The 22,151-nt window shown below is 73.7% G+C and carries 19 protein-coding genes; 10 read left to right on the top strand and 9 right to left on the bottom strand.

The window, feature by feature from the left end:
* Positions 1-121 precede the first annotated feature (121 nt).
* Genes BJ971_RS18570 through BJ971_RS18555 form a run of 4 tightly spaced genes read left to right on the top strand, consistent with a single transcriptional unit; the run spans position 122 to position 3,576 of the window.
* The gene (locus BJ971_RS18570; RefSeq protein ID WP_239087229.1) at positions 122-1,048 is read left to right on the top strand and encodes a GNAT family N-acetyltransferase; all 927 of its coding nucleotides are present in this window, start codon (positions 122-124) and stop codon (positions 1,046-1,048) included.
* 58 nt (positions 1,049-1,106) lie between these two features.
* Positions 1,107-2,054 carry an aliphatic sulfonate ABC transporter substrate-binding protein gene (locus BJ971_RS18565; RefSeq protein ID WP_184994509.1) on the top strand — a complete coding sequence of 316 codons (948 nt, stop codon included), beginning with the start codon at positions 1,107-1,109 and terminating at the stop codon, positions 2,052-2,054.
* Positions 2,051-2,869, top strand: a complete 819-nt coding sequence (locus tag BJ971_RS18560; protein WP_184994508.1) for an ABC transporter permease — start codon at positions 2,051-2,053, stop codon at positions 2,867-2,869. The genes BJ971_RS18565 and BJ971_RS18560 overlap by 4 nt, the downstream gene beginning before the upstream one ends.
* Complete coding sequence (locus BJ971_RS18555; RefSeq protein ID WP_184994507.1) at positions 2,842-3,576, top strand: ABC transporter ATP-binding protein; 735 nt, start codon at positions 2,842-2,844, stop codon at positions 3,574-3,576. The genes BJ971_RS18560 and BJ971_RS18555 overlap by 28 nt, the downstream gene beginning before the upstream one ends.
* A gap of 5 nt (positions 3,577-3,581) precedes the next feature.
* Here the strand turns inward: BJ971_RS18555 and BJ971_RS18550 are convergent, their stop codons facing one another.
* From BJ971_RS18550 to BJ971_RS18540, 3 genes are all read right to left on the bottom strand, one after another.
* Entirely contained in the window at positions 3,582-4,703 is a 1,122-nt protein-coding gene (locus BJ971_RS18550) for an LLM class flavin-dependent oxidoreductase (protein WP_184994506.1), read from the bottom strand.
* Between the two features lie 2 nt (positions 4,704-4,705).
* Entirely contained in the window at positions 4,706-5,737 is a 1,032-nt protein-coding gene (locus tag BJ971_RS18545) for an LLM class flavin-dependent oxidoreductase (protein ID WP_184994505.1), read from the bottom strand.
* 76 nt (positions 5,738-5,813) lie between these two features.
* Positions 5,814-6,221: a universal stress protein gene (locus tag BJ971_RS18540; protein ID WP_184994504.1), complete on the bottom strand. Its 408-nt coding sequence runs from the start codon at positions 6,219-6,221 to the stop codon at positions 5,814-5,816.
* 105 nt (positions 6,222-6,326) lie between these two features.
* On the opposite strand from BJ971_RS18540, the gene BJ971_RS18535 reads away from it, so the two are divergent.
* From BJ971_RS18535 to BJ971_RS18520, 4 genes are all read left to right on the top strand, one after another.
* A complete protein-coding gene (locus BJ971_RS18535; RefSeq protein ID WP_184994503.1) occupies positions 6,327-7,691 on the top strand; it encodes an APC family permease in 1,365 nt (454 codons plus the stop codon).
* 71 nt (positions 7,692-7,762) lie between these two features.
* A complete protein-coding gene (locus BJ971_RS18530) occupies positions 7,763-8,293 on the top strand; it encodes a hypothetical protein (protein WP_184994502.1) in 531 nt (176 codons plus the stop codon).
* A gap of 34 nt (positions 8,294-8,327) precedes the next feature.
* Positions 8,328-8,774: a hypothetical protein gene (locus BJ971_RS18525; RefSeq protein WP_184994501.1), complete on the top strand. Its 447-nt coding sequence runs from the start codon at positions 8,328-8,330 to the stop codon at positions 8,772-8,774.
* Positions 8,774-12,346 carry a hypothetical protein gene (locus tag BJ971_RS18520; protein ID WP_184994500.1) on the top strand — a complete coding sequence of 1,191 codons (3,573 nt, stop codon included), beginning with the start codon at positions 8,774-8,776 and terminating at the stop codon, positions 12,344-12,346. The genes BJ971_RS18525 and BJ971_RS18520 overlap by 1 nt, the downstream gene beginning before the upstream one ends.
* Here the strand turns inward: BJ971_RS18520 and BJ971_RS18515 are convergent.
* Positions 12,313-13,434 (bottom strand): PqqD family protein, encoded by a 1,122-nt coding sequence (locus BJ971_RS18515; RefSeq protein WP_184994499.1) that lies wholly within the window; start codon positions 13,432-13,434, stop codon positions 12,313-12,315. The genes BJ971_RS18520 and BJ971_RS18515 overlap by 34 nt on opposite strands.
* Here BJ971_RS18515 and BJ971_RS18510 point away from each other — a divergent pair.
* On the top strand, positions 13,418-13,711 hold the full coding sequence (locus BJ971_RS18510) for a hypothetical protein (RefSeq protein ID WP_184994498.1): 294 nt from the start codon (positions 13,418-13,420) through the stop codon (positions 13,709-13,711). The genes BJ971_RS18515 and BJ971_RS18510 overlap by 17 nt on opposite strands.
* Positions 13,712-13,912: 201 nt before the next feature.
* On the opposite strand, the gene BJ971_RS18505 is transcribed toward BJ971_RS18510, so the two are convergent.
* The 5 genes from BJ971_RS18505 to BJ971_RS18485 form a co-directional block, all read right to left on the bottom strand.
* Complete coding sequence (locus BJ971_RS18505; RefSeq protein WP_184994497.1) at positions 13,913-14,644, bottom strand: nitroreductase family protein; 732 nt, start codon at positions 14,642-14,644, stop codon at positions 13,913-13,915.
* On the bottom strand, positions 14,628-16,319 hold the full coding sequence (locus BJ971_RS18500) for a nitroreductase family protein (RefSeq protein WP_184994496.1): 1,692 nt from the start codon (positions 16,317-16,319) through the stop codon (positions 14,628-14,630). The genes BJ971_RS18505 and BJ971_RS18500 overlap by 17 nt, the downstream gene beginning before the upstream one ends.
* The gene (locus BJ971_RS18495) at positions 16,316-16,966 is read right to left on the bottom strand and encodes a TOMM precursor leader peptide-binding protein (RefSeq protein WP_184994495.1); all 651 of its coding nucleotides are present in this window, start codon (positions 16,964-16,966) and stop codon (positions 16,316-16,318) included. Before BJ971_RS18495 ends, BJ971_RS18500 begins: the two co-directional genes overlap by 4 nt.
* A gap of 14 nt (positions 16,967-16,980) precedes the next feature.
* A complete protein-coding gene (locus BJ971_RS18490) occupies positions 16,981-18,309 on the bottom strand; it encodes a YcaO-like family protein (RefSeq protein WP_184994494.1) in 1,329 nt (442 codons plus the stop codon).
* Between the two features lie 249 nt (positions 18,310-18,558).
* Entirely contained in the window at positions 18,559-18,960 is a 402-nt protein-coding gene (locus BJ971_RS18485; RefSeq protein ID WP_184994493.1) for a cellulose binding domain-containing protein, read from the bottom strand.
* A gap of 135 nt (positions 18,961-19,095) precedes the next feature.
* On the opposite strand from BJ971_RS18485, the gene BJ971_RS18480 reads away from it, so the two are divergent.
* A complete protein-coding gene (locus BJ971_RS18480; protein WP_184994492.1) occupies positions 19,096-22,149 on the top strand; it encodes an AfsR/SARP family transcriptional regulator in 3,054 nt (1,017 codons plus the stop codon).
* Positions 22,150-22,151 lie beyond the last annotated feature (2 nt).

The following is a 22,151-nucleotide window of genomic DNA, read 5'->3' as shown; positions in this document are numbered from 1 at the left end:
GGCAACAGCGGGGGCGGATAGAACTGCGGCCGAACCGACGTCGGAAAGGAGGGCCCGGACATGTACGCCGCACACACCGCGCCCGTCCACCGGTGACGGGCGCCTCCGGACGGAGAACGCCTTGACCCCGCACGACCTGACTCTGCGCCCGATCACCGGGCCGGAGGAGATCGACCTGTTCAACCGCCTGCCGTACGTCCTGAACGCCGAGATCCGCGGCGACCTCGAGGCGGGCCGCCGCCGTACCCGATGGCTCTGGGTCGCCCTGCGCGGCGACCGCGTCGTGGCCCGGGCCGCCTGGTGGTCCCGCCCCGGCGACGAGCATCCGCTGCTGATGGACGTCTTCGACGTCACCGACGGCATCGAGGACGGCGTGCGCCTGCTGGAGGCGGCGCTCGCGGCCCTCGTACCGCCGGGCGGCACGCCGCCCGGGTACGGCCGCTTCGTCCCGCCCGACTGGCGCGCGCACGACGAGTCGCGCCGGGCGGTGCGGGACCGGATGGCCGCCCTCGAACGCGTCGGCGCCCGGCTGTTCGTGGAGCGGCTGCGCCTGCACTGGCTGCCCGGCACGCCGGTGCCCGCGCCGAGCGGGCGGCTGGAGTTCCGGCCGCCCCGGGACGCGGCCGAGCTGATCGGCCTGATGACGCTCGTGCTCGACGGCACCCTGGACGCGCACAGCCGCGACGAGCTGCGCAGCCTCACCGCCCGCGAGGCCGCCGAGCGGCAGTACCGCGAGGAGCTCGAGCGCTATGCGAGCCCGCGCGACTGGTGGCGGGTCGCGACCCTGCCGGGCGGCGAGCCGGCCGGTTTCGTCATCCCGGCGCACAACGGCTACAACGTGATCATCGCCTACCTGGCGGTGCTGCCGGCGCACCGCGGCAACGGCTACATCGACGACGTGCTGGCCGAGGGCACGCGGCTGCTGGCGGCCGAGGGCGTGTCCCGAATCCGGGCGGCGACCGATGTCGGCAACACGCCGATGGCGAGGTCGTTCGCCCGGGTGGGCTACACCGTGTTCGAGCGCGAGATCGACATGACCTGGGGCTGACCTCCGCCATGCGGGACGGGCTACCCATATATCCTATGGGTTAGATAGAGTCGCGCGCATGATTGGACGGCGCACGATCGCAGCCCTGGTAGCCCTGACCCTGTCCGCCGTGTCGGCCGGCTGCGGCGACGGCGACGACGCCGCGTCCACCGACAGCGGGACGCTCCGCGTCGGCTATCAGCGGTTCGGCGGCCTGAGCCTGGTCAAGGCGAAGGCCGCCGCGCCCGGCGTCACCTGGTCGCTGTTCGAGAGCGGGCCCGCGCTGACCGAGGCGCTCAAGGCCGGCGCGATCGATCTGGGCCAGACCGGCGAGGCGCCACCGATCTTCGCGGCCGCCGGCAAGATCCCGTTCAAGATCGTCGGCACCAGCGCGCCGGTGCCGAAGGGCGAGGCCGTGCTGGTCAAGCAGGCCAAGGGCTACCGGACGTTCGCCGACCTGCGGGGAAAGACGGTGGCGCTGAACAAGGGCTCCAACGTGAACTGGCTCCTGGTCAAGCTCCTCGAGGCGAACCGGATGACCCTGGCCGACATCAACGTGAAGTACCTCAAGCCCGCCGAGGGCCGGCCCGCGTTCGACAACGACCAGGTGGACGCGTGGATCATCTGGGATCCCTACTTCGCGCTGGCCGAGCAGCCCGGCGTGCAGGTGCTCGCCGACGCCACCGGCCTGGCCAACAACCGGGAGTACATCCTGGTCTCCCCCGAGGCGGTCAAGAGCAAGTCCGCGCAGATCAGCACGTTCCTCTCCGCGTACCAGAAGACCACAGCATGGGGGATCGCCAACCCCGAGGAGCGCACGAAGGTCCTCGCGCCGGAATTGAAGATCGACGAGGCGGTGACGGCGCGGGCGCTGGCGCGCAGCGCCCAGCCGCTCGCGGCGCTGACCCCGGAGATCGGCGCCGAACTGCAGGCGATCGCGGACGGCTTCACCAAGCTGGAACTGATCCCCGGCAGCGTCGACATGAAGGCGCGCATCGACGACCAGTTCTCCACGGAGCTGCAATGACCGCGGTCGCGGCGCCGGCGGCGGTCGAGGCCGCCGCTCCCGTCGCGGCCCGGCGCCGCAGGCTGCGCTGGCAGCGGATCGTCAGCCCGGTCGCGATCCTGGTGATCTGGGAGGCGCTGTCGCGCGGCGGGGTGCTGCCGGCGGAGAAGCTGCCGGCACCCAGCACGGTCCTGCGGACCGGCTGGCGGCTCGCCGCGGACGGCACGCTGGGCGCGCACCTGCTGGACTCGCTGACCCGGGCCGCGATCGGCCTGCTCATCGGCGGGGTGCTCGCGCTGGTGCTCGGCGCGGCCGCCGGCCTGCTGCGCCTCGGCGACGACGCCATCGACCCGCCGGTGCAGATGGCCCGGATGCTGCCGCACCTCGCCCTGGTCCCGCTGCTGATCATCTGGGTCGGCATCGGCGAGTCGATGAAGATCACCCTGGTCGCGCTCGGCGTGTTCTTCCCGCTCTACTTCAACACGTACGCCGGCATCCGCGACATCGACGAGCGCCTGGTCGAGGCGGCCCGCACCTGCGGCCTGGGCACCTGGGCCCGGCTGCGGCACGTCATCCTGCCCGGCGCGCTGCCGTCGCTGTTCCTGGGGCTGCGCCTGGCGATCGGCGCCGCCTGGCTGAGCCTGGTCGTCGGCGAGCAGACAAACACCCAGAACGGCATCGGCTTCCTGATGATGGAGGCCCGCGAGTTCAGCCAGACCGACGTCGTGGTCCTTGGCCTTTTCGTGTACGCGGGCCTGGGTCTGCTCTCGGACCTGCTGCTGCGGACCGCGGAGCGGAGGACCCTGGCATGGCGGCGCGGGCTGCGGGCGGCATGACCCCGGTGGTGGTCCGGGCTCGGGGGGTGCGCCGCGCGTTCGGTGACGCGGTCGTGCTCGACGGCGCCGATCTGGCCATCGCGCCGGGCGAGGTGGTGGCGCTGCTGGGCGGCAGCGGGTCCGGCAAGAGCACCCTGCTGCGCATCCTGGCGGGCCTCGACCCGGAGGCGACCGGCGACGTTTCGGTACCCCGCGAGCACGCGGTGGTGTTCCAGGAGCACCGCCTGCTCCCCTGGAAGCGCGTCGCCGACAACGTGGGCCTCGGCGTCACCGGCGGCGACGTCCGCGCCCGGACGGCGGCGGCCCTGGCCGAGGTGGGCCTTGCCGACCGCGCCCGCGCCTGGCCGGCCGAGCTGTCCGGCGGCCAGTCACAGCGGGTGGCGTTCGCCCGCGCCCTGGTCCGCGAGCCGCGGGTGCTGCTGCTGGACGAGCCCTTCGGCGCGCTCGACGCCCTGACCAGGCTGAAGATGCAGGACCTCTTCGGCCGCCTGCGCGCCCGCCACGGCTTCGCGGCGCTGCTGGTCACCCACGACGTCGACGAGGCGCTGCTGCTGGCGGACCGGGCGCTGGTCCTCGACGGCGGGAGGATCGCCGACGAGCTGCCGGTCCCGCTCGACCATCCTCGCGCGCCGGACGATCCGGGCTTCGGCGCGCTACGGCGCCGGCTCCTGGACCGCCTCGGCGTGCCGCTGCCGGGCAACCGCTGACCCGTTCAGCCCAGCCACTGCTTGGCCAGCAGCTCGTAGGAGTGCACCCGGTCGGCGTGGTCGTAGGTGACCGTCGTGACGAGCAGTTCGTCGGCCCCCGTCGCCCGTTGCAGGGTGCGCAGCCCTTCGGCCACGGCCTGCGGCGCGCCGACGAACTGCGTCGCCACCCGGTCGGCCACCAGCGCCCGGTCCTGTTCGGTCCAGGCGTGCGCGGCGGCCTGCTCCGGCGACGGGTACGGCATCGCGCCCGCGCCGGTGCGCACGCTGCGCACCCAGAGCCCGTACGGGGAGGCGAGGCGGCGCGCCGTCTCGTCGTCGGGGGCGACCACCACGTCGGCCGAGACCATCACGTACGGCTCGGCGAGCCTCGCCGAGGGCCGGAACGCCGCCCGGTACGCCTCGACGGCCTCGAGCACCTTCGCCGGCGCCACGTGGTAGTTCGCCGCGAACGGTAGCCCGCGGGCACCCGCCTCCCGGGCGCTCTGCCCGCCGCTGCTGCCGAGGATCCAGAGCTCCAGGTCGGCGCCCTCCCCGGGCACCGCGCGGGCCTCGTTGCCGTCGTCGTCGGTGACCGGCCCGGCCAGCAGCGCGTCGATCGCGTCGAGCACCTCCGGGAAGTCCGGCGGCTCGGCGCCGGGCAGCTGGAGGAGCCGCTGAAACAGCGCCGAGCGCTTGGAGGCCAGCAGCGGCGCGAACGAGAACGGCCTCGGTATGAGCAGGCCGTCCACGACCCGCTCCTCGGCGGGCGGCGGTGGCGGGCCGTCCAGCTCGGTCAGCGCCTCCTTGCGGCGCTGCCCGGAGCGGCCCAGCCCGAGGTCGAAGCGCCCCGGATGGAGCGCGTCGAGCAGGCCGAACTGCTCGACGATGGACAGCGCGCTCTGGTGGCCGGTCTGCACCGCGCCGGAGCCGAGCCGGATGTGCCCGGTCACGGCCGCGATCTGGCCGAGCAGCAGGGCCGGCTGCGAGCTGGCGACGCCGGGGGTGAAGTGGTGCTCGGCCACCCAGTAGCGGGCATAGCCGAACTGCTCGGCGTGCCGGGCCAGGTCGAGGGTGCGGCGCAGGGCGTCGCCGGCGGTGCCGCCGGACAGCACCGGGGCGAGGTCGAGGATCGACAGGGGTACGGGCATGGCTACTCCCCTCCCAGCGGTCGGCTGGGTAGGCTCCGGCGCAGGACGGGCGCGATGTCACTCTGGAACAGCTCGAGGGTGGCGCGGTGCTGCTTCTCGGTGAGTCCGTCGCCGTCGGCGTGCAGGTGCATGACCTCGTGGCCGAACTCGGCGTGGTAGCGGTGCACCTTGTCGACGATCTGCTGCGGGCTGCCGACCAGGATGGAGCCGCGCTCGATGGCGTCCTCCAGGGTGGGGAAGACCGGGGTGAGCCCGAGCCGGGTGAAGGCCGCGAGGCGGGCGTCGAAGACGGGCCGGTACGTCTCGAGCGCCTCCTGCGAGCTCCGCGCCGCGTAGTAGCCGGCCGATCCCGCGCCGACCAGGGCCTTGGCGGGATCGTGGCCGTGGTATGCCCAGCGTTCGCGGTAGTGGCGGATCAGTTCGGCGTACGGCTCGATCGGGTTGGTGACGTTGGCCGAGAAGAGCGGGTCGCCGTACCGCGCGGCGAGCTCGACCGAGGCGCGGCTGGTGGCGCTGCCGTGCCAGACCCGGATCGGCTGCTGCAACGGCCGCGGCAGGGCCTCGGCGTCCCGCAGCGGCGGGCGGAAGCGGCCCTGCCAGGTCACCCGCGGCGAGCGCCACAGCTCGCGGAACAGCTCGTACGACTCGCGGTTGCGGTCCCACTGGTCCTCGGCGGTCACGTTGAACAGCTCGGCCTGCGCGGTGCCGTTACCCTTGCCGATGATCAGTTCGAGCCGGCCGTCGGCGAGGTTGTCCAGCGTCGCGTAGTCCTCGAAGGCGCGGACCGGATCGAGCAGGCTCAGCGTGGTGACCGCGGTGAACAGCCGGATCCGCGAGGTCCGCGCGGCGATGTGGCTCAGCACCACCGGCGGCGACGAGGAGATGAACGGCCGCTCGTGGCGCTCCCCCACGCCGTACCCGTCGAAGCCCAGCTCCTCGGCGAGCACCGCGTTGTCGACGACCTCGCGGAACCGCTGGCGGGTGGTCTTCGCCGGGTCCAGATGGGTGATCAGAGTGATCAGCAGAAATTTCAAGCCAGCCCCAGGTGTCCGCGCAGCGTCCTCCCTATTTCCTATAGTCAAAGTGGGAAATAGGCAAGGGCTTACGCGGTCAGGGGTGTGTGACGACCATGACGGGCCGGGTCGACCTCTTGATCAGTTCGAGAGGGACGCTGCCGAGCAACCGCTCGGCGACCGCCGGGCGGGTACTGGCGCCGACGACGATCAGGTCGGCCTTCCGCTCGTCCGCGAACGCCATGATGCCCTCCAGCGTGCGGCCGGAGCGCACCGCCGCCTCCGCCGCGATGCCCGCGGCGCTCAGCCGCCCCGCCGCCGCCTCGGCCGCCTCGCGGGCGCCCTGCATGAAGACGGTGCGCGGCGCCGCGGAGAAGCGCTCGAGTTCGACGTGGTCGACGGCGACCACGGCCACCGAGGCGCCGGTCTGCCGGGACAGCCGGGCCACCGCGTCGGTGATCCACGGCTGGTCGGCGCCGGGCTTGGTGGCCAGCACGATGAGCATGTCGTCCTCCGGTGCTCGGCGCGCCGGGACAGCCTCACGAGCGGCGCGTACTCCGACGATCGCATACCGTGAGGCTCTGGGCACGTCGACGTGGAGGAACGCGCTATGGCGGACGCGGAAACACCGGCCGGCACGCTCGACCGCGACCAGCCCGCCCTCAAGCGGGTCATCGGACCCTGGCTGCTGCTGCTCTTCGTGGTCGGCGACATCCTCGGCACCGGGGTGTACGCGCTCACCGGCAAGGTCGCGGCCGAGGTGGGCGGCGCGGTGTGGCTGCCGTTCCTGCTCGCGTTCGTGGTCGCGCTGCTCACCGCGTTCAGCTACCTGGAGCTGGTCACCAAGTATCCACAGGCGGCCGGCGCGGCCCTGTACACGCACAAGGCGTTCGGGGTCCACTTCCTGACCTTCATGGTCACCTTCGCCGTGATGTGCTCGGGCCTGACCTCGGCGTCCAGCGCGTCGAAGGCGTTCGCCGGCAACTTCGCCGAGGCCTTCGACCTGTCCCTCGGCGAGGGTGCCGGGCTGACCGCGGTCGCGGTCGGCTTCATGACCCTCATCGCCCTGATCAACTTCCGCGGCGTCGGCGAGAGCGTCAAGCTGAACGTCCTGCTCACCTGCGTCGAGCTGACCGGCCTGCTGATCGTCATCTGCATCGGCGCGTGGGCGCTCGGCGGCGGCGAGGGCGACGTCTCGCGGCTCGTCGAGTTCAACTCGCCGCCCGGCGAGACCGCGTTCTTCTCCGTCACCGCCGCCACCGCGCTGGCGTTCTTCGCGATGGTCGGCTTCGAGGACTCGGTGAACATGGCCGAGGAGACAAAGGACCCGGTCCGGATCTTCCCCAAGGTCATGCTCACCGGCCTCTGCGTCACCGGGCTGATCTACGTGCTGGTCGCGGTCTCGGCGATCACGCTCGTCTCACCCGCCGACCTGAGCGAGGGCGACGCGCCGCTGCTCAAGGTGGTCGAGGCCGGCGCGCCCGGGTTCCCGCTGACCGTCTTCGCGTTCATAACAATGTTCGCCGTCGCGAATTCTGCACTGATCAATATGCTGATGGCCAGCCGGCTGCTCTACGGCATGGCCAACGAGCGGGTGCTGCCGCGCGTGCTCGGCCGGGTGCACCCCACCCGGCGTACGCCGTGGGTCGGCATCGTCTTCACCACGCTGGTCGCGTTCGGGCTGATCTGGTTCGCCGACCTGACGGCGCTCGGCGGCACGACCGCGCTGCTGCTGCTCTGCGTCTTCACCATCGTCAACGTCGCGGTGCTCATCCTGCGCCGCGACCGGGTGGAGCACCGCCACTTCCGCGCGCCGACCGCCATCCCGGTGATCGGCGCCGTCGCCTGCGCGTACCTGGCCAGCCCGCTGTCGGGCCGGGCCGCCGCCGACTACCGGGTGGCCGGGGTGCTGCTGCTCGTCGGCGTGGTCCTGTGGGCGATCACCTACTTCAGCCGGTCCCGCAGCCGGGCCTAGCCGCTGGTCACCTTCCACCCTTCGGCACGGCGGCGCTTGCGTGTTCGGGTCACGATGAAGGAGTTGCGGAGGTGAGAGACGCGTGGCCGAGCCGGATTCACTGCTGGACATCCTTCGGCGGCGGCAGCAGGCCGGGTTTGTGGGCCGGGACGGACATCTACGGCGTTCCCGAAACCATGGCGACGCTGGCGGGCCAACTGGGGAAACCCTTCAAAGACTTCGTGAGCAAGTACGAGTACTTCGATCGACGGCGCGAGCAGCGGTCGCACTCGATTCAGGACTGGCGGGCGACGCACCGTCGGCTGGCCGACGCGCACGAACGGTGGCGTGAGCAGATAAGTGCCGACGCTGACTGGTCGGATAGCGCATGGCTGCATCACCGACTCGAAGAGACCTGTCACCGCCTTTGCTCGGATCCATCGGGAAGCTTGCCGGCCGCGCTTGACGCGGCAGTCGATGCGGCGGTCGCCGGCGTCGCGATCATCCGCCGATGGGTCGAGATGATCCGAATGGCGGGACAGAACTCCGGCAACGACAGCCAAGTAGAGACTGGGGCAGCGACAGCGTTTACGAGGGGCCCGAAGCGCCGTAGTCGTGGGTAGGCTCGGAGCGCCAGATCGGTCGATGGAGGTCTGCGTGGGGCGTGCTGCCGGGACGCGACGTGCGATCGTCGGAGAGCTGCGGCGCCGGCGGGTGCGCCGGCTGTCGCTGGCCGGCGGGCTGGCCGCGGCGCTCGGGGCGGCGGCGGAACTGTCGGCCGTGGAGCATCCGAGCCTGCTCACGGTGCTGCTCTGGTCCGGCGTCGGCGTCGCGTTGCTGACCGTCGCGCTCGCCGGTCATCTCCTCGACCGGCAGGGCGGCGACGCGGAGGCCGGGGAGCCCGGCGAGCGGGCCGCGGGGGTACGCGGCTTCGTGGACGGCAGAACCGTCGACGGGCGGGTCAGCGGCGTGATCGCAGAGGTGGTGCCGCCCGGCGGGATAGACGGCGTGGTCAGCGTGGGTGACGTGGGCGCCGGCGGCGACGTGGCGGGCGTGCGGCTGGGCCGGGGCGCGGACGACGGCGAGCGGCGAGACCGGTCCTGATGCGCGACGGGGACGCGGCGCCGGACCTCCCGGAGGAGGTCGTCCGGGGCCTGCCGGAGTTCGTGGGCCGCGAGGGGATCTTCCGCACGGTCGGCACCTGGTTGGCCTCGGGCGGCCGCCGGCTCGTGGTCATGGGCCTGCCGGGCACCGGGAAGTCCCTGTTCTGCGGCCGGCTGATCACCGACTGGCACCGGGATCCGGCCGCGGACCCGGTGCTCGGCGCGTGGCACTTCTTCCAGGCGCGCAGGGACAGCACGCTCACCGCCGGCCGGGTTGTCGAGCGGATGGTCGATCACCTCGCCCGGCACGTCGACGGCTTCGGCGCGGCGCTGCGGGACGCGGCGGAACAGGAGCCGGCGCTGCCGGAGGTCTCGGGGGCGGTCGAGGTGGGCGGGTCGGTCGGCGCCTACGCGAGCGTGTCGGGCGTGAGCGTCCACGTCCACCTCGGCGACGGTCTAGCCGCCGCGATCGACGGCTTCGACCGGTGGGTCCGTAAGCCGCTGGCCGCCATGCTGGCGGCCGACACCCTGCCGGCGGCGGTCGTGCTGGTCTTCGACGGCCTGGACGAGGCCGTCTCGGCGCCCCTCGGCGACGCCCTGCTCGGCTTCGTCGACGCGATCTCGGGGCCGGACTGCGAGCTGCCCGAGCAGGTGCGCTTCGTGCTGACCTCGCGCCCCGACGGCCGGGTGGAGCGCCGCCTCGGGCAACCCGACGTCGTCTTCGACTCCTCGACCGACCTGGCGGACGTGACCGCGTACGCCCGGCGCGAGCTCGAGCGGCTGTACGGCGGCGCCCGCGCCGGCCGGGACGCGGCGCGGCTGGCCGCCTCCGGCGGGGCGAACTTCCTCTACGTCCACTACGCGCTCGCCGACCTCGGCGACCGCGAGATCGCCGACCTTCCGCAGGGGCTGGACGCGCAGTACCGCGAGTTCCTGACGCGCGAGCTCACCCGGGCCGACGAGGCGTGGGAGGAGCGGTACCGGCCGGTGCTCGGCGTGCTCTCGGCGGCGCAGGAGGAGGGCTTCACCGCCGCGGAGATCGCCGGGATCACCGGGCTCGCGGGCTCCCGGGTGGACGACGCGCTGCTGCGGCTGCGGGCGTACCTGCTGGCCACCGCCGACGGCCGGTGGTACGTCTACCACCGGTCGTTCACGACGTTCCTGGCCGGCGAGACCACGTACCCGGTCTACCGCGACGAGGCCGACGACGCCATCGTGGACTGGTACCGCCGGCAGCACGACGGCGACTGGCTGGCGCCGGGCACCCCCGCGTACGCGACCCGCGCGCTGGCGATCAACGCGAGCCGGGTGGGGCGGCTGACGGAGTTGATCAGCCAGCCGACGTTCCTGGTCGCGGTCGAACCCGAGGTCCTCGCGGCGGCGACCGCGCGGTACGACTCGGGCAACGGGGCGATCCACGCGCTGGTCCGCGCCGACCTCGGCCGGCTGCGCGGGCTGCCGGCGCCGGAGCGGCTGGCGTATCTCGAGATGACGGCCGACCAGGTCGGTGCCGTCGAGATGGCCGCCGGGCTGCGCCGGCTTCCCGCGCCGGCCCGGCCCTGGTCGGTGCGGTGGTCGTCGTGGAACCGGGCCGCCGGCTCGGTCGTCGGCGCGCACGCGGGCGCGATCCGCGACGTGGTCGTTGTCGAGCGCGACGGCCGGCCGACGGCGGTCTGCGGCGACGAGGCCGGCGAACTGCGGTGCTGGGACCTGACCAACGGCGAGGCGGGTTCGCCGGTGCCGACGGGCGCGAGCCTGTTCAAGTTCCCCGTCACGGAGCTCGACGGCGAGCTCGTCGCCATCGTCGGCGGGCCCTGGTCGAACCGCACCATGGAGGCGAGCGTCTGGAGCCTCGACTCAGGACGCCGCCTGGGTACGCACGTCATGCCCGGAAAGCCGGTCGCGGCCGTCGGCGCCCTGGTCGTCACGCAGGGCAGCTCGGGCGCCGTCTCGGTCGGGCACCTCGGCGGCGACCTGAGCGAGATCGAGCTACCGGCGAGCGAGTTCCGGCCGGACTCGACGCGGCAGGTGATCGGGAGTCTCGACGGGTGCCCGGTCGTCGTGCACCTCCGGATCGCCGGCGACAGGTTCGTCATCGACGTCGTCGACCTGCGGGACGGTCGGCTCCTCGAATCCAGGGCCTGCCGGCCCTACCGGGGCGGCGACGACGTGGAGTTCGCGGCGTTCGTGCACCTCGGCGGCGAACCGGTGATCGTGGCCGCGTTCACCGACTGGGACCTGGCGACCGACCTGAAGGCGTGGCGGCTGCGCGACGGTGAACTCGTGTGGGCCACCGGCTTCGGGAAGCAGCACGGATGGCCGATCGTCGCGGCCGGGGACACCCCGGACGGTTTCACCGTCGCGCTCGCGACGGAATCCACCGGATTCATGCTCTTCGACGTGGGTACCGGCCCGGTGCGGCAGCAGACGCTGCGCAACGACGGCGGATCCGTCGCCGCCATGGCGGTCGCGCGGGTCGGCGAGCGGACCGTCGTGGTCACCGGCGGGATGGACGGCAAGCTGCGGGTGTGGGACGCCGACTCCGGCGGCGATCCGGCCGGGGACACCGCCGCGACGGGCCGGGTACTCCGGGTGGCCCGGGCCCGCGACGCCCTCGCGGCCGAGCGGCTGCTCGCCGACGGCACCGCGACGCTGGAGAGCTACGCGCTGGCCGACGGCGTGCCGCGGCCCGCCATGGGCATTCCCCGGCCCGGCGAGATCTGCCCGGTACCCGGCGGCGGGCCGCCGGCCGTCGTGGTCGCCGACGAGGCCGGCGTCGCCGTCGCCCGCCCGCCCGCGCTGGAACAACGCTGGCGGTGGCTGCGGCGCGCCGACTGGCGCGGCGACCCGATCCCGATCCGGTACGCGGTCGGCGCGCCCGCCGGCCGTCCCGTCGTCGCCATCGGCCACCTGGGCCACGATGACAGCGTCGAGGGCGACGGACTCGGCGTCGAGGTCTTCGACCTTCGGGACGGCCGGCCGGTCGGCCCCGTCGCCGGGAACGGGCAGCCGGGCCCGATCGCGCTGGGCGGCCACGGCGGCCGGCTCGTCGTCGCGTACGAGTCGAACGGGTTCCTGGAGACTCCGCAGGTCTCGGCGTGGGACGTCGCCACGGGCGCGCCGATCGGCGGGCCGTTGCCGATGACCACGGGCAGGAGCCACAACAACTTCGGGTCCGAGGTGGTGCGGCTGGCGGTCGGCGCGGTCGGCGAGCGCCTCGTGCTGATCGCCGCGAACGGGTACGGCGAGGTGCGGCTCTGGGACCCGCACGAGCCGGACGGCGTCGTGGTGTTCCGCCCGCACATCGGCGTCGCGGCCGCCACCGAGCTGGTCGCGGTCGGCGGCGACACCTACCTGGTCACCGGCGACGGCGGTGGCGCGCTGCGGCTGTGGCGGCGCGACGGCGTACAGGTACGGCGCATCGACGTCGGCGCGCCCGTCACCGACCTGGCGCGGGTGGACGGCCGGGGCCTCGCGGTCGGCACCCGCGCCGGGCTGATGGTGATCGACCTGCACGACGCGCTGCTGGACGGGCCCGGTCAGTTGGTGGCCATGACGTACAGCTTCCAGTAGTTGATGGCGATCATCGTGCACACGAAGAGCAGGTAGCCGCCGCTGATGGCGCCGAAGGCCAGGTACATGCCGCGGCGGGTCACCGACATCGTCTGGTGCACACCCGGCAGCGGTAGCCGGAACAGGATGTGTCCCAGGTAGGTGAAGGCGCGGCCGCGCAGGTTCAGCTCGCCGAGGGCCGCCTCCATCGCGTGGTGCCCGTCGCTGACCGGCAGCAGCGGATTGAGGTTGGTGACGATCAGGAACAGCTGAAAGCCGAGCAGCCAGCGCAGTTCGGCGAACTGCACCGGGTCCAGAATGATCAGCAGGGCCGTCAGCCCCATGGCGGTCACGTCGATCAGCGGCCCGACCAGCGCGACGGCGGAGCGTGAGAAGCGCGACTTGAGCCGGTACGCGTCCGTGCGGTCCACATAGGTCATCGGGATGAGCAGGAAGAGCAGCTTGATGCCGGCCTCGCGCACCGGCACGCCCAGGGTCAGGCACACCGTGGCGTGGCCCATCTCGTGCACGGTGGCCTGGACCAGCAGCACGACGACGATCAGCACCCACGGCGGGCCCGTGTAGACGAACGGCGCCGGCAGCGTCATCGCGAGGACGACGGCGGTCAGCGCGGCGACGGCGAGCAACACCCCGGCGACGGTGGCGGTCCGGGGGAAGCGGGCGAGCACCATGGCCGGCGGCCGCAGCATCCGGTTCAGCTGCCGCACCGGGATCCGCACCTTCGGCGTCATGGCGATGGCCCGGGCCACCAGCAGCTGGCTGCCGCGCAGCGGCTCGGGCGGCTCCATCAGGACACCCGCCGCCCGCAGGTCGTTGAGGAAGGTCAGCAGGGCCGGCGCGCGGTCGCGCACGCCGTCCGGGCCGCGCGAGCGGCGCGCGGCCTCCAGCAGCGCCGCGCCGGTCCGGGAGCCGTCCAGCAGCGGCACCACGCGGGCGCCGGTCCGGCTCAGCCGCACGTAGATGCCGGTCTCGGCGTTGAACAGCATGGAATGGCCGTTGGCGCCGTCGACGAGGGTGACCTCCGGCGCCAGTTCCACGGGCTGGTCGAGCCAGGCCGGCACGGCCTCCGTCATGGATTCCGCGGACATCGGCGACTTCGTTTCCTTTCCTCAGGGGGAGGTACGACGGACCGGGGACGCGCCTTTCGGCACGCCCCCGGCCCTGATCAGCCCTACTTGCAGCCGCCGCAACCGCCGCCGCAGCCGCCACAGCCACCGCCACCGCAACCGCCGCAACCGCGGCATCCACGGCAACCGCGGCAACCGCGGCAGCCACGGCAACCGCCACAGCCACCGCCACAGCCGCGGCATCCGCGGCATCCGCCACAGCCACCGCAGCCGCCGCTACCGAGCAGCGAAGCGCTGACGACGGTCGGCAGCTGTTCAGCCGTCAGGTCGTCCTCGAGCCATAGGTCCAGTTCCTCGATTGCCTCAGGCCCGGTCAGTTCTGTGTGCATGCGACTCACTCCTTTGATGTGTCGTTTACATGCAGTTCCGATCGGCCGATGGGCCGACCGGCCGAGGCCCGTCGCGTCGTGAGCGCGGACCCCAGACTGGTGGCGTGCTGTCAGGTTCGTGCCGGTGGGCGACCGACGGCGAACGCGAACAGCGCGGCCCGGTGATATCCGTCGGCGGCCGCGCGTTCCCGGAGGACGTGCGGCAGAAGGCCCGCGAAGACCGTGCCGACGAGGTCGTGGCGCAGCGCGGCGAGCCACGCGGCGTGGCCGGCGGCGCCGGCCCGGGTGAGCAGCAGCCGGTGGCCGTGGCTGCCGTTGCGGGCGAGCGCAGCGGCCAGGTTGCCGGTGATGACGACGAGGGCGGCCGCCCGCGCGAACTCCCGCTGGATGACGAGCTCCTCGGCCTGCGGACCGTCCGGCAGGCTCGCCACCCGGCACAGCGCCGACCGCCCGGGCAGGTACCGGTACAGCCCGGTGTCCACGCCGGTGACCCGCCAGGACGCGCAGTACAGCTCCAGGTCGACCCCGGCGGCCCGCTCCGCCGGCCACCCGCCGGCGTCCATCCGATCGGCGGCGGACAGGACGGCGGACAGGTCCGCCGCGGACAGCGGGGTCTGCGCGTAGTCGCGGACCGCGGTGCGCTCCAGGAGCACGTCGTCCAGGGCCGCGCGCGGTGCGGCCGGCGGCGGCAGCTCGGTGAGCGGCCCGTCCTGCGGCGCCCGGCGCAGCTCCGCCGGCACCGGGTGCCGGGGCCGGGCGGACGCCGCGGCGTCCAGCCGGGTGTCGGCCAGCAGCCGTTCGAGCAGCCCGGGCACGACGGGTGTCTCAACGCTCTGTGTCATCGTCGTTCCTCCGGTTGATCGCGACCACCGCGGTGACCGGTTCGACGCCGTCCTCCAGGCGCAGGGCCGCGGCAAGGGCCAGGTCGTCCCACCGGTCGGCGATCCGCGCCGACATGCCGTACCCCGGCGCGAGGGCGGAGAGCTGGGCGAGCGCCACCCCGGCGTCCAGGCAGAGGAGCCGGTAGGAGAAGTCGTGGTACTTCGCCGCGACCACGCCGAGCGCGCCGGTGAGCACGACCAGGGCCGCGGGGCGCTCCCCCGCGAGCTCCGGGCAGACCGCGGCGGCCTCGCCGTCGTCCGGGCGCCGGGCGCGGATCCGCGCCAGGCTGTGGTCGCCGCGCTGGTAGAAGTACCAGCCGGGCTCGAGCCCGGCCACGTCGAGCGCGAGCAGGTACGCCTGCACCGAGCCCAGGTTCCCGCCGGTCGGCGCCCACCGGTCCACCTGGCCGGGTTCGGCCGCCGGACCGCCCTCGCGCAGTCCGGCGGTGCGCAGCAGCAGCGCCGACAGGTCCGTGGTGGTCAGGCCGGGCGCGGTTCCCGGCCGCCCGCCGTTGAGTGCGACGCGCGGCGCGCCCTGGTACTCCTTGTTGTACCGCTGAAGGGCCGCGTTCGCCGGCCGGTAGTGCACCTGATGGTCCTTGGGGTTGAGCCATTCGTGCGGCGGGAACGCCACCGACTGCTCGTACACGTACGCCAGGGCCGGGCCGTCCGCCGGCGCCCGGGTCGGCAGGCAGAGCAGGCAGCCGGGCCGGCGGTAGGCGCCGACCATCGACTGTGTCCAGTCGCCGAGATCGAACACGACGGCGCCGGACATCGACGAGGTCACGCCGACCCGGGACAGCAGGTGCACGATCTCGGTGCCGATCAGCGCCGCCCAGGCGGCGGCGCGGGCCGGCGACGGAACGCCCGCCGGACCGGGCCGCTCCGCGGCGAAGCACGCGTAGCAGCCGGTGTGCCGGGCGTCGAACAGCGGGCCCACCTCGACCGTGCGCTCACCCGCCGCGGTGCGCAGCCAGGCGACACCGGCGCGGCGACAGGCGTCGTCCAGCTCCGCCAGCGCGGCGGCGTCCCCGTCGTCGACGGCGACCACGAGGTCGCCGGCGCCGATGCTCTCGGCCGGACCGGTCCACGGGTGTGCGTCGACGCCCGACGCGGTCAGCTCGGCGCGCAGCCGGCCGGTGAGGGACTCGGGTCCGGCGATCAGCACCCGGGCCTGCGCGAGCCGCTCGCACGCCTCGTTGCGGTTGCGGTTGACCCGCGTCGTGTCCAGGTTCCGGCCCAGGTAGCCGACGACCTCGTTCGGGATCAGCCCGACCTCCGCGCCGGCCGGGCCGTCCTGGAGCAGCCCGCTGATGTACAGCAGGGACACGCAGGCGCGGATGGTGCGCTCGCTCACGTCGGTGTGCAGCGCGGCCAGCTCCTCGACGGTGCGGGTGCCGTCGAGCGCCGGCAGCAGCCGCGGTATGAGCGTGGTCGCGGTCCGCCCGCGCAGCGCCGACTGCCGGTTGCCGCTGCCGACGAACGCCATTCCGTCGTCCAGCGCTACGCGCACCAGGCCGGGCACCAGGCAGGGCCGCACCGGCACCTGGAACTGGGGGTCGGCGGCGACGACGTGCGCCATCGTCGCGGCGCTCATCCGGCCCTCGTGCCGGGTGGCCTCCTCGGTACCGATCATTTCCACACTCCGCTCAACAGCTCCGGAAGGCGCTCGTACGAGCGGGTGGCCTCGGGGCGGCCCAGGCCGCACCGCGGGCAGCCGTGCACGCCGACCACCCGGCCGGAGCGCACCTGCTGGGTCGGCACGTCGATCTGGCGCACCCGGCCGGCCTCGTCCTCGGGCGAGTTCCGCAGCCGGTCGACCACGTCGGCCGCCGCGGCGGCGGCGAACAGCGCGGTCGAGGGCAGGTATCCGGCCGGGCCGGCGACGGCGTCGGAGTCGTAGTGGTTCTCGACGGCCGCGCGCACCGCGCGGGCCGGGTCGTGCTGGGTGCGCCGGCGCAGGTAGCAGCCGTGGCAGGCGCCGGCTCCGGGCACCACCACCGGGCCTATCTCCAGCACCGGATGGTCCAGGACGACCGGCAGCCACGGCTGGCCGGACCGGAACGACTCCTCGTCGAACTCCCGCTCCATCAGCGGCACCCGCCGCCAGGCCACGAGCAGGTTCAGCCGCGGCCCGGACGGGCGCTCCGGGTCCGGCACCGGCGGCGGCGCGACGGATCCGGCGGGGGCACCGGCGACCTCGATGTCGTGGCACAGGTCGCGCAGGCGCTCGGCGACCGCGTACCCGAACGGGCCGACGGGGGTGACGATCAGGTGGTACATACAAGCTCCTGACATCAGGCGAACGGCTGCGGCCAGGCGTTCAGCTCGGCCTCGGCGCGGGTCGGGTAGCCCATCCGGGCGGGCGCCTCGTAGAGCCGGCGGTGGCCGAGGAAGCGGGCGCGGTAGTGGAAGGTCAGCGGCTGGAGCCCGGGAACGACGGCCCGCACCACGGTCATCCCGGCCCGCAGCGCCTCGTCGGTGGTCAGGTCCACGACGTACGCGTCCATTCCGCAGTCGGCCAGCCGGGAGCACACCAGGCGCAGGTCGGCGGTGGGATCGCCGGTGGACAGGTTCGGCATCTCCGAGAGCCGGCGGCGCGCGGGCGAGTTCAGCAGGAAGTCGAACGCCGCCGCCCGCTCCGGCACGCACATGTAGGCCGCGCCGTCCGACACGCCGGTGAAGGTCCGCACGTCATCGCTCGGCGGCCGCTCGTCCGTCAGCGCGATCCGCACCGACACCGTCTCGCAGATCGCCTTCGCGGCCGCGGTCTGCGGGTCGAGGCTTGTCGCGCAGGAGACCACCGTCCGGCAGTTGGGGTGGTCCGGCGCGACGGAGACGCCGTACACGGTGGGGATCCCGACGTCGGTGGTCGCGTCGAAGAGCTCGATCTTCATGTCCCGGTCGGCGTACAGGTCGAGGTAGCGCCGCAGCTGCGGGCCGACCTCGTCGAGCTCGATCCGCGGCAGGGCGAGCTGCTGGAGCCAGGTGAGGCTGATCGCGTCCCGCTCGATCACCTCGCAGAGCGCGCCGCAGACCGCCGTGGCCGGGTCCGAGTAGGTCGCCGCCCCGGTGGAGATGGAGTTGGTGATGCGCTCACCGGCGAACGGGGAGAAGTGCATGTACACCAGCACGGCGGGGATCCAGCAGGGCTCGCCGGTACGCATGCTCAGGCTGCGGATCCAGCGCATCGGCTCCGCCGGGTCGGGCAGGACGAGCGGGCAGTCGGGATCGGCCAGCTCGGTCGGCGAGCAGCGCGGCAGGGTGTCCAGGTCGAGCGCCTCGGCGCCGAGCTCGTCGGCGGTCGCCCGGCGGAACTGCCGTTCGTCGTACACGCAGTTCGCGTACCGTTCCAGCCCTTCGGCGATCGCGACGATCTCCGCCCGGTCCCGGTCCACGCCGGTTCCGGTGCCGTCGAGGTCACCGAGGCATTCCGGGCCGCACAGGTAGGGCATCACCGTCGACACGTCGCCGAGGGCGGCCGACTGCACCACCAGCGGCGGGCTCGACGGCTCGACCGGAAGTTGCAACACGTGATCGACCAGGCCGCCCAGGGGGGACACCAGATCCTGCAGCCGGGCCTTGCCCGTTTGTCGCTGCACCACTTCCGTGGTTACCGCACTCATTCAGCGCTCTCTCGTGTGGCCGGTTGATTTCGCGGACGAGAAAGTCGTCCGGCGGCGCAGTTTGTGAACTCAGCGCGTTCACAACTGTGTACCGACGGTCACCTGGTTCGCTGAGGATTGCGGAAACTGCGGGTTGTTGGGGTACGGCGCCATTCTTTGGGGTACATAACGGGGCCGACCGGGTGTAAAAACCCGATCGGCCCCCCGGTGTCGTGGTGGTGAACGATCACACGGACGAGCGTCGCGACGTCACCCGGTCGTGCAGAGGTAGCCGTTGATCCGGAACTCGGCGGGCCGCGGCCCCTTGGCGTCACCGGCGGCGTAGAAGCCCACCGGCACCGACGCCCCGCGGTTCACCTCGCTGTTGTACTTCAGGCTGTAGCCGGTCACGTCCTGTCCATCCACCTTGAAGTCCGCCGCGAAGCCGAGGCGGAACGTCTGCCCGGCCGGCAGCGAGAACTTCAGCGTCCATCCGTACAGGGTGGCCGGTCCGGTGTTCGTGATGGTGATCTTCGCGGTGAACGACGATGAATCACCATTCGTCTGATACCCGACATGGCAGACCGCCGGGTCCACGGCCGCGGCCGGCACGGCGGGCGTGAGCAGGGCCGCGGCGATGCCGGCCGCGACCGCCAGGAATCGATGCGTCACTATGGAACTCCCCGTCCTTGTGATATCAGATTGGGTCGACCTATGGTTCCTTGAGCAGGGTGGACCGCCCTACTGGATCCTGACTGGACGGTGACTGGACGACCCACCTTCACCGCCTTGCCCGGGGGTGAGAGCGTGCGGATTCAGGTGCTGGGTCCCGTCCGCGCCTGGCTCGGCGACGTACCGGTCGAGCTGGCCCCGGCCGGCCGGCGCGCGGTGCTCGGCCTGCTCGCCATGGCCGGCGGGCAGCCGCTGAGCCAGGCCGAACTCATCGACGCGCTCTGGGCCGACCGTCCACCGCAGAGCGCGGCCAACATCATTCAGACCCACGTCAAGCACCTGCGCCGGATGCTGGAGCCCGGGCGGACCTCCCGCTCGCACAGCGCCCGCCTGCCCCGCGTCGGCGACGGGTACGCCCTGCGGGTCTCGGCCGACAACCTGGACCTCCTGCGCTTCCGGCAGCTGCTCGCCGAGGCCGCGACGGCCCGGCAGAACGGGGACCCGCGGGCCGCGGCCGAGCTGTTCGCCGAGGCGCTGGGGCAGTGGCACGGCGCGCCGCTGATGGACGTGCCGCTGCTCGCCGGGCATCCGAAGGTCGTCGCCCTGGCCGAGGAGCGGCGTGCCGCGCTCGGCCGCTACGGCGAACTCATGATCACGCTGGGCGCGGTGTCCGAGGCGCTGCCGGCCCTGGAGGAGGCGGCGGCGGCCCAGCCGCTGGACGAGGCCGGGCAGGCCCGCCTGATCCGCGCGTACGCCGCGGCCGGCCGCCGGGCGAAGGCGTTCGCGACGTTCCACGACACGCGGCGGCGGCTCGCCGACGAGCTGGGGGTCGATCCCGGTCCGGCGCTGACCGCCGCGCACGCGGACCTGCTGCGGGAACCGGGCGACGCCGACGCCGCGCCGGCACCGGCGGCGCGCCCGGCTCCCCCGGCGCCGGCGCGGCCGACGCCCGCCCAGCTCCCCGCCGACGTGCCGGGCTTCACCGGGCGCGAGGAGGAGCTCGCCGCCCTCGACCTGCTCGTCACCGAGGACGACGAGCAGCTCACGGCCGTGGTCATCTCGGCGGTCTCGGGCATGGCGGGCGTCGGCAAGACGGCGCTGGCGGTGCGGTGGGCGCACCGGGCCCGCCCCCGGTTCCCCGACGGCCAGCTGTACGTGAACCTGCGCGGCTACGACACCGAGCAGCCGATGACGCCGGAGGACGCGCTCGCCGGGTTCCTGCGCGCGCTGGGCATGGCCAGCGGCGACATCCCGGCGGCGCGGGACGAGCGGGCCGCCGCGTACCGGAGCCTGCTGGACGGCCGCCGGATGCTCGTCGTGCTGGACAACGCCGCGTCGGTCGACCAGCTGCGGCCGTTGCTGCCCGGCACGGCGAGCTGCGCGGTGGTGATCACCAGCCGGGACACCCTGCCGGGCCTGGTCGCCCGGCACGGCGCGGGCCGGCTCGTCGTCCCGCTGCTGCCCCGCGACGAGGCGCTGATCCTGATCACCCGGCTGATCGGCGACCGGGTGCGTGACGACCCGGCGGCCGCCGACGACCTGATCGGCCGGTGCGCCCGGCTGCCGCTGGCGCTGCGGGTCGCCGCGGAGCTGGCGGCGGGGCGGCCCGGGGTGCCGCTGCGGGACCTGGTTGCCGAGCTCGCCGACGAGGGCCGCCGGCTGGAGCTGCTCAACGCCGGCGGTGACCCGCAGACCGGGGTCCGCGCCGTCTTCTCCTGGTCGTACCGGCAGCTCTCGCCGGCGGCCGCGCGCGCCTTCCGGCTGCTCGGCCTGACACCCGGTCCGGACATCGCGGGCTACTCGGCCGCCGCGCTGCTGGGCACCGGCGTCGCCGAGGCCGGCGACCTGCTGGAGGTGCTGGCCCGCGCACACCTGGTCCAGCAGGCCGCCGCCGACCGGTTCACGCTGCACGACCTGCTGCGGGCGTACGCGGTGAACCTGAATGCCGAGATCGGTGACGGCGACGGGGCGGCCGCCCTCGACCGGCTCTTCGACGCGACGCTGTTCACCGCGGCCGAGGCGATGGACACGCTCTACCCGGCCGAGCAGCACCGCCGGGCCCGGGTCGATCGGCCGGAGTCGCCGGTGCCGCCGGTCGGCGACGGCGCGGGCGCACAGTCCTGGCTGGACCGCGAGCGCGCCGGCCTGGTGGCCCTCGTCGCGCACGCGGCGACCCACGGCCGGCCCGGGCACGCCGTCCGGCTCACCCTCGCCCTGCTGCGCTACCTGGAGAGCGGCGGCCACTACCCCGAGGCGGTCGCCATGCACGAGCACGCGGTGCGGGCCGCGCGGCTCAGCGGCGACCTCGCCGCCGAGGCGCAGCTGCTGACCAACGTGGCGGTCATGGACGTGCAGCAGGGCCACTACGAGCAGGCGGACGGGCTGCTGCGGCGCGCGGTCGAGCTGGCCCGGTCCTGCGGCGACCACGCGGCCGAGGCGCGGGCGCTGGGCAACCTCGGCCACGTCGACCAGTGGCGGGGCCGCTACGACGAGGCCGCCGAACGGCTGCAGGAGGCGCTGGCGCTGTGCCGGCTCACCGGCGACCGGGCCGCGGAGGCCCGGGCGCTCGGCAACCTGGGCCAGGTGTACCGGCGTCAGGGGCGCGACGAGCAGGCGGCGGCCTACCTGAGCGAGGCGGTCCGGATCTGCCGCCGCATCGGCGATCCGGTCGGCGAGGGGTACGCGCTGGTCAGCCTCGGCGACGTGGCGCGGCGCCAGCGCGACGTCCGGCGGGCCGTGCGCTGCCACCGCGCGGCGCTGGAGATCTTCCGGCGTACCAATGAACGCGCCGGCACGGCGCTGGCGCTCGACGGCCTGGGCGCGAGCACCCACGACACCGTCTTCCTGCGCGAGGCGCTGGAGATCTTCCGGCAGCTCGGCGAGCGGGCCGGTGAGACCCGCGCCACCAACAGCCTCGGCGAGGTCCTCACCACGACCGGGCAGCCGAAGCACGGCCGGGACGAGCACCTGGCGGCGCTCGCCCTGGCGCGGGAGATCGGCGACCGGTACGAGTGGGGCCGGGCGCACGCGGGCCTGGCCCGGGTCGCCGAGACGCTCGGCGACGCGGACGCCGCCGGGCGGCACTGGGCGCAGGCCTGGAGCCGCTACGCCGAGATCGGCGCGCCGGAGGCCGAGGAGATCCGCTCGATCATCGACCGGCGGCAGTCGTCCGGGACGACGCCGCACTGAGC

The organism is Amorphoplanes digitatis, from assembly GCF_014205335.1.
In the GTDB taxonomy this organism is placed as follows: Bacteria; Actinomycetota; Actinomycetes; order Mycobacteriales; family Micromonosporaceae; genus Actinoplanes; species Actinoplanes digitatus.
The sequence above is the reverse complement of the archived record's forward strand: the minus strand, read 5'-3'. Positions and strand labels throughout refer to the sequence as shown.

What these genes read in the sequence shown, in the direction of transcription:
- BJ971_RS18510 (WP_184994498.1), top strand. Translation starts at nt 13,418, where the DNA reads ATGGATTCCGCGGACATCGGCGACTTCGTTTCCTTTCCTCAGGGGGAG.
- BJ971_RS18505 (WP_184994497.1), bottom strand. Translation starts at nt 14,644, where the DNA reads ATGACACAGAGCGTTGAGACACCCGTCGTGCCCGGGCTGCTCGAACGG.
- BJ971_RS18555 (WP_184994507.1), top strand. Translation starts at nt 2,842, where the DNA reads ATGGCGGCGCGGGCTGCGGGCGGCATGACCCCGGTGGTGGTCCGGGCT.
- BJ971_RS18495 (WP_184994495.1), bottom strand. Translation starts at nt 16,966, where the DNA reads ATGTACCACCTGATCGTCACCCCCGTCGGCCCGTTCGGGTACGCGGTC.
- BJ971_RS18560 (WP_184994508.1), top strand. Translation starts at nt 2,051, where the DNA reads ATGACCGCGGTCGCGGCGCCGGCGGCGGTCGAGGCCGCCGCTCCCGTC.
- BJ971_RS18565 (WP_184994509.1), top strand. Translation starts at nt 1,107, where the DNA reads ATGATTGGACGGCGCACGATCGCAGCCCTGGTAGCCCTGACCCTGTCC.
- BJ971_RS18500 (WP_184994496.1), bottom strand. Translation starts at nt 16,319, where the DNA reads ATGATCGGTACCGAGGAGGCCACCCGGCACGAGGGCCGGATGAGCGCC.
- BJ971_RS18490 (WP_184994494.1), bottom strand. Translation starts at nt 18,309, where the DNA reads ATGAGTGCGGTAACCACGGAAGTGGTGCAGCGACAAACGGGCAAGGCC.
- BJ971_RS18515 (WP_184994499.1), bottom strand. Translation starts at nt 13,434, where the DNA reads ATGTCCGCGGAATCCATGACGGAGGCCGTGCCGGCCTGGCTCGACCAG.
- BJ971_RS18535 (WP_184994503.1), top strand. Translation starts at nt 6,327, where the DNA reads ATGGCGGACGCGGAAACACCGGCCGGCACGCTCGACCGCGACCAGCCC.
- BJ971_RS18520 (WP_184994500.1), top strand. Translation starts at nt 8,774, where the DNA reads ATGCGCGACGGGGACGCGGCGCCGGACCTCCCGGAGGAGGTCGTCCGG.
- BJ971_RS18540 (WP_184994504.1), bottom strand. Translation starts at nt 6,221, where the DNA reads ATGCTCATCGTGCTGGCCACCAAGCCCGGCGCCGACCAGCCGTGGATC.
- BJ971_RS18550 (WP_184994506.1), bottom strand. Translation starts at nt 4,703, where the DNA reads ATGCCCGTACCCCTGTCGATCCTCGACCTCGCCCCGGTGCTGTCCGGC.